This is a genomic window from Thermomonas fusca DSM 15424 (genome assembly GCF_000423885.1).
GTDB classification, from domain to species: domain Bacteria; phylum Pseudomonadota; class Gammaproteobacteria; order Xanthomonadales; family Xanthomonadaceae; genus Thermomonas; species Thermomonas fusca.
Map to the genome: position 1 here is coordinate 133,644 of NZ_AUIV01000006.1, position 10,024 is coordinate 143,667.

General features: G+C 70.7%; 9 protein-coding genes. 4 read left to right on the plus strand and 5 right to left on the minus strand.

The window, feature by feature from the left end:
• The first annotated feature begins 18 nt into the window (after positions 1-18).
• On the plus strand, positions 19-906 hold the full coding sequence (locus tag G582_RS0103400; RefSeq protein WP_028838635.1) for a hypothetical protein: 888 nt from the start codon (positions 19-21) through the stop codon (positions 904-906).
• Positions 907-957: 51 nt separating this feature from the next.
• Here G582_RS0103400 and G582_RS0103405 read toward each other — a convergent pair whose 3' ends face one another.
• The 3 genes from G582_RS0103405 to G582_RS0103415 form a co-directional block, all read right to left on the minus strand.
• Positions 958-1,539: a superoxide dismutase family protein gene (locus tag G582_RS0103405; protein ID WP_028838636.1), complete on the minus strand. Its 582-nt coding sequence runs from the start codon at positions 1,537-1,539 to the stop codon at positions 958-960.
• Positions 1,540-1,618: 79 nt separating this feature from the next.
• On the minus strand, positions 1,619-3,025 hold the full coding sequence (ntrC, locus tag G582_RS0103410; RefSeq protein WP_028838637.1) for a nitrogen regulation protein NR(I): 1,407 nt from the start codon (positions 3,023-3,025) through the stop codon (positions 1,619-1,621).
• Complete coding sequence (locus G582_RS0103415) at positions 3,018-4,052, minus strand: two-component system sensor histidine kinase NtrB (protein ID WP_028838638.1); 1,035 nt, start codon at positions 4,050-4,052, stop codon at positions 3,018-3,020. Before G582_RS0103415 ends, ntrC begins: the two co-directional genes overlap by 8 nt.
• A 349-nt stretch (positions 4,053-4,401) precedes the next feature.
• On the opposite strand from G582_RS0103415, the gene G582_RS0103420 reads away from it, so the two are divergent.
• Both G582_RS0103420 and G582_RS15290 read left to right on the plus strand, forming a co-directional pair.
• Positions 4,402-5,310 (plus strand): L,D-transpeptidase family protein, encoded by a 909-nt coding sequence (locus G582_RS0103420; RefSeq protein WP_248642667.1) that lies wholly within the window; start codon positions 4,402-4,404, stop codon positions 5,308-5,310.
• A 74-nt stretch (positions 5,311-5,384) separates the two neighbouring features.
• Complete coding sequence (locus G582_RS15290; RefSeq protein WP_425476532.1) at positions 5,385-5,996, plus strand: M23 family metallopeptidase; 612 nt, start codon at positions 5,385-5,387, stop codon at positions 5,994-5,996.
• Here the strand turns inward: G582_RS15290 and G582_RS15295 are convergent, their stop codons facing one another.
• The gene (locus tag G582_RS15295; protein ID WP_038052659.1) at positions 5,997-6,752 is read right to left on the minus strand and encodes an N-acetylmuramoyl-L-alanine amidase; all 756 of its coding nucleotides are present in this window, start codon (positions 6,750-6,752) and stop codon (positions 5,997-5,999) included. It lies immediately after the preceding gene.
• Positions 6,753-6,859: 107 nt separating this feature from the next.
• On the opposite strand from G582_RS15295, the gene G582_RS0103435 reads away from it, so the two are divergent.
• Positions 6,860-8,731 (plus strand): putative bifunctional diguanylate cyclase/phosphodiesterase, encoded by a 1,872-nt coding sequence (locus tag G582_RS0103435; protein WP_169380542.1) that lies wholly within the window; start codon positions 6,860-6,862, stop codon positions 8,729-8,731.
• Positions 8,732-8,762: 31 nt separating this feature from the next.
• Here G582_RS0103435 and glnA read toward each other — a convergent pair.
• Positions 8,763-10,024 (minus strand): type I glutamate--ammonia ligase (gene glnA, locus G582_RS0103440; RefSeq protein ID WP_028838641.1); only part of this gene is annotated, 1,262 nt, incomplete at its 5' end.

Here is a 10,024-nt window from a genome sequence, read left to right on the forward strand (position 1 = left end):
TCCGAGTCAGGACTCAACATGTCGTTCACCGCGCCAGACCTTGCCGTGTTCCGCGGCGTCATCGCCATCGAACTGCGCGACGGCGGCATGCCGGAGCGCGCCGCGCTAGCCGCCGGCAGCGCCGGCGAGGTGGCCGCGCTGCTGGGCCGCGATCTTGCCAAGCTGACCCCGGACGTGGCCGACTGCGAACTGGCGCTGATGGCGGCGCATTTCGATCCGGCCGAAGCGCTGCGCCCCGGCTGGCCGCTGCACCAGCGCGTCATCGAGCTGCTGCAGCGCGCGCCGGGACAGGCGCAGGGCGCGCGCGTGATCGGCTTCGGCGCGGATGCGCAGGGCGATGTGCCGCAGCCGCTGCAATGCGATCCGGCGCTGGCCGGAGGCGGCCTGCGGGTGATGCCGTTCGTGCTGCGCGGGGCTGGCCTTGCGGCCGCCGCGGAGCAGCTGGAATCCAAGCTGTTCGACTGCGGCATGGCCCAGGCCGACGCCGCGCTGGCGCTGCAGGACGGGCTGGGCGCGCGGATCGAACACATCCGCTACCTGAGCCTGCACGACCTGCTGGCGATGATGGCGATGCAGTACCAGAACGTCGGTCTGGACGCGCTGTGGTCGCTGCTGGAGCACGCGCTGATCGGGCCGATGCTGGCCGAGAAGGACGCCGAGTTCCTGCTCGACGCGGCGCCGGAACCGCTGGCCCGCTACGGCGACGGCGAGGTACGGATCGCAATGCTGTCGCCGCAGGCGTGGCGTGCGCGCAATGCGCCGGAAGAAACCGACAGCGGCAAGCTGGAGCGCGGTTTCATCCGTTTCCAGGCGCGCCAGCGCCAGTACGCGGCGGTGCTGGAAGTGCACGGCGTGCAGGTGCAGTTCGTCCACTGCGGCGACGGCAGCAGCGACTGCTTGCGCTGAGGCAGGCGCGCCCTGCGGCGCGCGCTGCCGTCATGCCCTGCTCAGGGCGCGTCAGGGAGCGGTCACCCGGATCACCCCGCAGGCCACCCGTGCACCGGCGTTGCCGGCCGGCTGGCTGCTGTAGTCGTCCGCGTTGGCGTGGACGATGAGTGCGCGGCCGGCGATGTCGTTGGCACTGGCGCCGCCGAGGCTGACTCCGGAGAAGTGTGCGTTGACCCGCGCCACGCCTTGGGCATCTGCAACCAGGTTGTCGCCATCGCCGGCATGGTGCGCGCTGTGCCCGGCGCGGCCATGCGGCTTCGCGGCGGGGTTGAAGTGGCCGCCGGCGCTGCTGGCATCGGCCGCGCTGCAGTCGCCCTTCTCGTGGATATGGAAGCCGTGGCTGCTGTTGGCCTGCAGGCCGCCGATCTCGCCGGTGATGTGCACGCCGTCGCCCATCGGCACCAGCGCCAGCCGGCCGCTGACCAGGCTGCCGGAGGCCGAGGCGAGGTTGGCGATGGCCTGCGTGGCAGTGCTCGCGTTGTGCTTGCTCACGGCGGGCGCGTCGGGCCTCGCGGTTTGCGGCGCCGTGCTGGCGCAGGCCGTCAATGCTGCGGCGAGGGTGGCGATGGCGATTCGGGGCAAGGGATTCATGACGGTCTCCGTTGGCTGACAGGGCACTATGTCGGGATGCGGCTTCAGTTGGGATGAAGAAGTTGCAGTCCGCATGCCGTCAGCGTCGCCTGCGCGATGAACCCAGCTTGCGGGTGACGGTATTGCGCGACAGTCCGAGCAGGGCGGCGGCGTCGCTGCGGTGGCCGTTGCAGCGCTCCAGCGCGGTGTCCAGCAGGGTGCGGTCGAGCAGCTCGCGGGCCTGCGCGTGCAGCGCCGGCGTGCCGGCGTCCAGCTGCGTGCGCGCCCAGTCGGCCAGCAGCCGGGTCCAGTCCGCGGGCGCCGTGGCTTGGGTGGCCGACGGCAGCGCCAGCGCCAGGTCGGCTGCGCCGATGGTTTCGCCCGGGGCCAGTGCGGCCAGCCGCCAGCACACGTTTTCCAGCTCGCGCACGTTGCCCGGCCAGGCGTGCGCGCACAGCCGCTCCAGCACCGCCGCGGACAGCTTTTTCGGCGCAAGCTGCAGCTTGCGTGCGGCGTGGGCGAGGAAGCGCGCGGCCAGCTGCGGGATGTCCTCGCGGCGTTGGCGCAGCGGCGGCAGCTGCAGCCGCACCACGTCGAGGCGGTGTAGCAGGTCGGCGCGGAAGCGGCCCTGTTCCACCAGCGTTTCCAGCGGCTGGTGGGTGGCGGCGATCAAGCGCACGTCGACGCGGATAAGCTCGCGCCCGCCGACGCGGAAGAACTCGCCTTCGGCCAGCACCCGCAGCAGCCGCGTCTGCAGCGCGGCCGGCATGTCGCCGATCTCGTCGAGGAACAACGTGCCGCCGTCGGCCTGCTCGAAGCGGCCGATGTGACGCTTGTGCGCGCCGGTGAAGGCGCCGGCCTCGTGGCCGAACAGCTCCGATTCCAGCAGTTCGGCCGGGATCGCGGCGGTGTTCAGCGCCACGAACGGGCGCGCCGCACGCGGCGATTCGCGGTGCAGCGCGCGCGCCACCAGTTCCTTGCCGGTGCCGGTTTCGCCGGTGACCAGCACCGACAGCGGCACCTGCGCCAGCCGGCCGATGGCGCGGAACAGCGCGCGCATCGCCGGTGCCTGGCCGATCAGGGCCTGCGTCGGTTCCGGCGCCGGGTTCGCCGGCAGCGTGGTGCGTTCCAGCGTCTGCTCGGGCAGCGCCCGCCGCACCAGCGCCACCGCCTCGTCCATGTCGAACGGTTTCGACAGGAATTCCTGCGCGCCGCCGCGGAATGCGCCGGCGGTGCTGGCGACGTCGGTATGCGCCGACATCACGATCACCGGCAGGCGCGGATGGTTGGCCTTGAGTTTGTCCAGCAGGATCAGCCCGCTGTCGCCGGGCATGCGCACGTCGGTCAGCAGCAGGTCCGGCACGCGGCCGGCTGCCAGCGCGTTCAGCACTTCGGCGGCATCGGCGAAGGCGGTGATGCGGAAGCCGGCTTCGCCCAGCGCCGCGGCCAGCACGAAGCGCACCGAGCGGTCGTCGTCGACGATCCAGACCTGCGCGGCGTCAGCCATCGGTCTGCTCCGCATCGCTGGCCAGCGGCAGCAGCAGAGTGAACACGGTATGCCCCGGCCGCGAGCGCCAGGTCAGGGCCCCGCGGTGTTCGCGCGCCACCTGCTGGGCCAGTGCCAGCCCCAGCCCGGTGCCATCGGCGCGGCCGCTGACCAGCGGCAGCAGCAGATGTTCGGCCAGTTCCGCCGGCACCCCGCGGCCGTCGTCGATCACTTCCAGCCGCAGCGCCAGCGCCAGCAGCGCCTCGCCCAGGCGCGCGCCGTGTTCGACGCGGGTGCGCAGGGTCACGCTGCCGGCGCCGGCTTCGATGGCGTTGCGCACCAGGTTCCAGATCGCCTGCGAGAGGCGGTCGGCGTCGCCGGCGAATTCCGGCAGCGAGGGGTCGTAGTCGCGCTGCAGTTGCACCGCCCAGCCGGCATCGCTTTCCGCCAGCCGCAGCACGCGATCCAGCACGGCGTGGATGTTGAGCTCGGCGAATGCCTGCGGCGGCGCCGGGTTGAGCAGGCCGTCCACCAGCGTGGCCAGCCGCTGCACCTCGCTTTCGATGATGCCGGTCAGCTCGCGCGCGTCGGCATCGACCCGCCGCGCCAGCAGCTGCGCCGCACCCTTGATGCCCAGCAGCGGATTGCGCAGCTCGTGCGCCAGCCCCTTCAGCGAGGCGGCCAGCGCGGAGGGCAGCAGCTGCGCCGGGTCGCCGCCGGGAAATTCGTCGACCGGGTGCGCTTCCAGCCACAGCCCGTCCTCCGCCGGGGTCAGCCACAGGTCGGCGAAGCGCAGCGCATCGCTGCCCGGCAGCGCCAGCCCGACCCGACGCAGCCGCGCCGGGGCGTCCTGCGGCTGCGCCAGCCGGGCGGCCAGCTGGTTGCCCTCGCGCTCCAGCGCGGCCGCGTGCAGGCCGATCAGCCGGCGCCGGCTGACTCCCAGCCAGCGCGCGCTGGCCGCGTTGGCGAACGCCACCACGCCCTGCGCATCCAGCTGCAGCAGCGGCGTGGTCAGGGCGTCGAGGACGCTGTCGGCGGGGTCAGGCAGGCGCATTGCACTAATTTAGTGCAATTGCGCCGCGCCGGCTTCACATGCCTGCCAACCGCGGCCCGGCAGGATCTGGACAGGTTCCGCTCGAGGCTCTGCCATGCACCAGCTCCGCCACGCCACCCCCCTGCTGTTGATCGCGCTGGCTGCCTGCGGCGCGCAATCGCCCGCCGTGAACGCGGCAAACGAGGCCATGGGCCGAACCGCGCCGGAAGCCGCACCGGCGCCGGTGCCCGCGCCCGCGGCACCCGAACCCGCCGCAGCCCCGTCGGCACCCCCGGTTGCCGCGCCGCCGGTGCTCGGGCCGCAGCCGGTGCGGGCCTGGGGCACCGGGCCGGCTGCGGTGCCGATGATCGAGGATGAGCCTGCGCCGGTCGCCGCCAGTGGGCAGGACGCCAACGATCCGGCGATGACCACCGGCAAGGCCAGCGTGCTGCGGGCGCAGGTGCTGCTGCTGCGCGCGCACTACTCCGGCGGCGAGATCGATGGCCTGGCCGGCAAGAACCTGGCGCGCGCGGTGCGCGGCTATCAGGCGGCTCAGGGGATCGAAGCATCCGGCAAGCTGGACGCCGCGACCTGGGCGGCGCTGAACCAGGACGCGGCGCCGGTGCTGGTTGAATACACGCTCACGGCCGAGGACGTGGCCGGCCCGTATGCGCCCACTCCGGAACAGCCGGCAGACAAGGCGAAGATGCCGCGCCTGGTCTATCAGGACGTCTTCGAAATGCTGGGCGAGCGCTTCAACGGCAAGCCTGCGCTGATCCGCGCGCTGAACCCCGGCGTCGAGATGGTGACGGGCACCCGGCTGGTAGTGCCGCATACGCGCCCGGCGCAGCAGTTGCCGAAGGCGGCCAAGCTGGTGGTGGACAAGTCGGACGGGCTGCTGCAGCTGCTCGACAGCGATGACCGGGTGTATGCGCAGTTCCCGGCGTCCACCGGCTCCACCCGGTTTCCGCTGCCGATCGGCGACTGGAAGATCACCACCGTGGTGCGCGAACCCGACTACCGCTACGACCCCGACCTGCTGGTCAACCAACCCAAGGGCGCCAAGCCGGCGATGCTGCCGCCGGGCCCCAACGGGCCGGTGGGGCTGGTGTGGATGGGCATCGACAAGCCGCATTACGGCATCCACGGCACCCCGGAGCCCGGCGACATCAGCCGCGACCAGTCCAGCGGCTGCGTGCGGCTGACCAACTTCGCCGCGCTGGCGGTGGCCGGCGCGGTGGCGGCCGGCACCCCGGTCAGCTTCCGCGACTGAAGGCCGTGGGTGTCGCGCGCCGAACCCGCCGGAGCCTGCGCGCGCTGCTGTATGTGGCGTTCGCGCTGCTCGCCGTGGGCATTGCCTGCCGGCGCCAAACCCCGCAAGCGCAGATTGGGCATGCAGACGATGCGGTCATCGCGACCGAGCCGGCGGCCGCGCCCTTCGACGAGTCCACCGCGCCAGCGCGGCCTGCGCCGGTGGTCGCCGCCGCAACGCCGTCGCCGGCCGCCGACGCCCGGGCCGCGCCAGCGGCTGGCCTGCTGATTCCGGTCCGCGGCGTCAGCGCGCAGCAGCTGCGCGACACCTTCACCGATGCGCGCAGCAGCGGCCGCGCGCACGATGCCATCGACATCATGGCGGCGGCGGGCACGCCCGTGCTGGCGGTGGCCGACGGCAGCGTCGAAAAACTGTTCGCGAGCCAGCGCGGCGGCATCACCCTGTACCAGTTCAACCCGCAGCGCACCCACGCCTACTACTACGCCCATCTGCAGGGGTATGCGCCGGGCATCGCCGAACACCAGGTGCTGCGGCGCGGGCAGGTGATCGGCTACGTCGGCGCCACCGGCAATGCCAGCGCGGACGCGCCGCACCTGCACTTCGCGGTGTTCGAGCTTGGCCCGGAGCGGCGCTGGTGGGAAGGAACCGCGATCAATCCGTATCCGCTGCTGGTTGCGCCGCGCTGATCACTGCCCCAGCTTCTGCGCCGCCAGCGCATGCAGGATGCGCAGGTCTTCCGCATCGAACGTTGCCGCGGGATCTTCGCCGTCGTCGCGGCCGCGGTAGTGGCGGTGGAAGGCGCGCACCGCCGCTGCGCGGTCCTCCAGCGGATAGCCGATCGCTGCCATCGCCAGCCACGGATCGAAGCCGGCCGGCGGATCGACCAGCTCGCCGCGCGGCCACAGGCCGTAGCCGGCATCGGCCAGACGCTGCCAGGGAAACAGCGCGCCGGGGTCGCGCTTGCGGGTGGGCGCTAGATCGGCGTGGGCGATCACCTGCGTTTTCGGGATCGACAGGCGGGTGGTGAGGTCGTCCAGCAGCCGCAGCAGCGTGACCAGCTGCGCCTCGGTGTAGGGCTCGCCCACTTCGTTGTCGATCTCGATGCCGATCGAGGTGGAATTGAGGTCGGTCAGCGTGCCCCAGCGGCCGCCGCCGGCATGCCAGGCGCGCTCGCTGTCGGCCACCAGCTGGTAGAGCCGGCCATCGTCGCCGATCAGGTAGTGCGAGCTTACCGGCCCGTGGCGGTTGGCGGTGCGCAGGGTGTCCAGGCTCTGCTGCGCGGAGGCCTGTTCGGTGGCGTGGAGGACGATCACCACCGGCCGGCGCTGGTCGAGGTTGGGCGACGGCACCCATTCGGCAAGCGGGTTGCGGGAAGGCGCCTCGACGTGCGCGCAGGAAGCGGCCAGCAGGCAGGCCGGGAGCAAGAGCAGGAATCGGCGCATGCCCGGATCTTAGCCCGTGCTTGGGCCCGGAGGGGCTGCTAGCCTGTCGCCACCTATCGCAAAGTGCATCCGGCAGCATGCCCCAGTCATTGCCCGCATCCATGGACATGTCGCATGCCGCGGGCCTCGCGTGGCTGCGGCAGCGACGCCTGCAGCAGCTGCTGTGGGTGCTCGTGGCGGTGTTTGGCCTGCTGATCGTGATGAACCTTGTTTTCGGGCGCTACCGCAGTGCCGGACTGGAGATGGTGATTATCTTGTCGCTGGCGCTGGCGATGCACTGGAACCAGCGCGCCCGGACAATGCATGCGGTCGGGCTGACGGTGGCCACGCTGCTGCTGGGGCTGTGCGTCCTCATGGTCAACAACCAAGGCCTGTACGACGAGGCGCCAATGGCGTTCCCGGCGCTGCTGCTGTTTGCCGGGCTATTCGGCTTCAGGCGCATGTTCTGGGGCTTGGTGTGCGGCATGCTGGCGGTGGTGGCGCTGTTGTTCTTCCTGCACCAGGCCGGGGTGTTCCATAGCGCGCCGGTGATGCCGCTGGACTGGCGGCGGCCGTTCGTCATCGGCCTGATCGTGCTGGTCACCGGTCTGTTCGCGTGGCTGCTCACCAGTGACCTGATGCTGGCGATGCGCCAGCTGGAAGCGGAAAAACGCGCGCTGGAGGCATCGCACGCGCGGATCGAGGTGCTGGCGCAGCGCGACAGCCTGACCGGCCTGCCCAACCGTTCGCTGGCGCGCGAACGGCTGGGCTTCCTGCTGCAGCAGGCGCGGCGCAGCGGCGGCATGGTCGCGGTGATGTTCCTCGACCTCGACAACTTCAAGACCATCAACGATTCGCTGGGCCACGCCGCCGGCGACGACCTGCTCTGCCAGGTCGCCGACAAGCTGCGCGCCTGCGTGCGCGAGACCGACACGGTGGCGCGGGTGTCCGGCGACGAGTTCCTGATCCTGCTCGGCGACCTGCAGGACGAGGACGCGATCGTGGCGGTGGTGGCGAAGGTGACCCATCTGCTGGGCCGCGCGTTCACCGTCGAGGGCGTGGAGGTGCTGGTCACCGCCTCGCTCGGGATCGCGGTGGCGCCGCGCGACGGCGAGGATGCCGACCTGCTGCTGAAGAACGCCGACACCGCGATGTACCAGTCCAAGGACGCCGGCCGCAACACGTTCTGCTTCTTCGATGCCAGCATGAACGAGAGCGTCACCGAGCACCTGCACATCGCCTCGGGCCTGCGCTCGGCGCTGGCATCGGGTGAGCTGCAGCTGCACTACCAGCCGCAGTTCGACCTGCACAGCGGGCGCATCCTCGGCGCCGAGGCGCTGCTGCGCTGGCATCACCCGGAGCTGGGCTGGATCCCGCCCGGCAAGTTCATCCCGATCGCCGAACGCAGCGGCCTGATCAACGAACTTGGCACCTGGGTGCTGCGGCAGGCCTGCCGTGACGCCCAGGCATGGCGCAGCGACGGCCTGGGCGAACTGCGGGTGGCGGTGAACGTGTCGCCGCTGCAGTTCCGCCGCGACGACATCGAGCGCGAAGTCGCGCAGGCGCTGTTGGCCAGCGGCCTGCCGGCCACCGCGCTGGAGCTGGAATTGACCGAGTCGCTGCTGGTGGCCGACGCGCGCAACATCGGCGACGTGCTGCAGCGGCTGGGCGCGCAGGGGGTGCAGATCGCCATCGACGACTTCGGCACCGGCTATTCCAACCTCGGCTACCTGCGCCGCTTCTCGGTGCACCGGCTGAAGATCGACCAGTCGTTCGTGCGCCGGATGTGCATCAACGCCCATGACGAGGGACTGGTGCGCGCGATCATCGAAATGGCGCACTGCCTGGACCTGCAGACCATTGCCGAGGGCGTGGAGGACAGTCAGACCCTGGAGCGCCTGCACGCGTTCGGCTGCGAATACGCGCAGGGGTACCACTGGTCGCCGGCGCTGCCGGGGGAGGCGTTCGTGGACTACGTGCGGGCGCACCAGCCCGCCTGATCGGCTGACCAAGCGGGCCGATGCGGCGCCATCAGATCGTGTAGTACATCTGGTATTCGAGCGGATGGGTGGCGCCGCGGAAGGCCGTCACTTCCTTCATCTTCAAGCCGATGTAGGCATCGATGAAGTCGTCGGTGAACACGCCGCCGGCCTTGAGGAACTCGCGGTCCTTGTCCAACGCGTCCAGCGCCTGGTCCAGCGAATGGCAGACGGTGGGGAAGTTCTTTTCCTCTTCCGGCGGCAGGTCGTACAGGTCCTTGTCGGACGGCGCGCCCGGGTCGATCTGGTTCTTGATGCCGTCCAGGCCGGCCATCAGCAGCGCGGCGAAGATCAGGTAGCCGCTGTTCATCGGGTCGGGGAAGCGGATCTCGACGCGGCGCGCCTTCGGGTTGGCCACGTACGGGATGCGGCAGGAGGCGGAGCGGTTGGAGGCCGAGTAGGCCAGCATCACCGGCGCTTCGTAGCCCGGCACCAGCCGCTTGTAGCTGTTGGTGGTGGAGTTGGCGAAGGCGTTGATCGCGCGCGCGTGCTTGAAGATGCCGCCGATGTACCACAGCGCCATCTGCGACAGGCCGCCGTAGCCATCGCCGCTGAACAGGTTGACGCCGCCCTTGGCCAGCGACATGTGCACGTGCATGCCGCTGCCGTTGTCGCCCACGATGGGCTTGGGCATGAAGGTGACGGTCTTGCCGCTGCGGTGGGCGACGTTCTTGATGACGTACTTCATCGTCATCAGGTCGTCGCCCTTCTTCACCAGCGTGTTGAACTTGGTGCCGATCTCGCACTGGCCGGCGTTAGCCACCTCGTGGTGGTGCACCTCGGTCTCGATGCCGACCTGCTCCAGCGTCTTGCACATTTCCGCGCGCAGGTCGTGCAGCGAATCCAGCGGCGCCACCGGGAAGTAGCCGCCCTTGACCATCGGCCGGTAGCCGCTGTTGCCGCCCGCGTACTCGCGCGCGGAGTTCCAGTGCGCCTCCTCGGAGTCGACCTGGAAGAAGGTATGGCCCATCTCGTTGGCGAAGCGCACCGAATCGAAGATGAAGAATTCGGGTTCCGGACCGAAGAAGCCCTGCTCGGCGATGCCGCTGGCCTTGAGATAGGCCTCGGCGCGGTGGGCCACGCCGCGCGGGTCGCGCGAATAGGCCTGCATCGTCGCCGGATCGAGGATGTCGCAGGTCAGCACCAGCGTCGGGTCGGCGGTGAATGGATCCAGGAACGCGGTGGAAGGGTCCGGCAGCAGCACCATGTCGGAGTTCTGGATGCCGCGCCAGCCGCTGATCGAGCTGCCGTCGA

Coding starts and splice junctions, on each gene's coding strand:
- G582_RS0103400 (WP_028838635.1), top strand. CDS start 19: ATGTCGTTCACCGCGCCAGACCTTGCCGTGTTCCGCGGCGTCATCGCC.
- G582_RS0103420 (WP_248642667.1), top strand. CDS start 4,402: ATGATCGAGGATGAGCCTGCGCCGGTCGCCGCCAGTGGGCAGGACGCC.
- G582_RS15295 (WP_038052659.1), bottom strand. CDS start 6,752: ATGCGCCGATTCCTGCTCTTGCTCCCGGCCTGCCTGCTGGCCGCTTCC.
- ntrC (WP_028838637.1), bottom strand. CDS start 3,025: ATGGCTGACGCCGCGCAGGTCTGGATCGTCGACGACGACCGCTCGGTG.
- G582_RS0103435 (WP_169380542.1), top strand. CDS start 6,860: ATGTCGCATGCCGCGGGCCTCGCGTGGCTGCGGCAGCGACGCCTGCAG.
- G582_RS0103405 (WP_028838636.1), bottom strand. CDS start 1,539: ATGAATCCCTTGCCCCGAATCGCCATCGCCACCCTCGCCGCAGCATTG.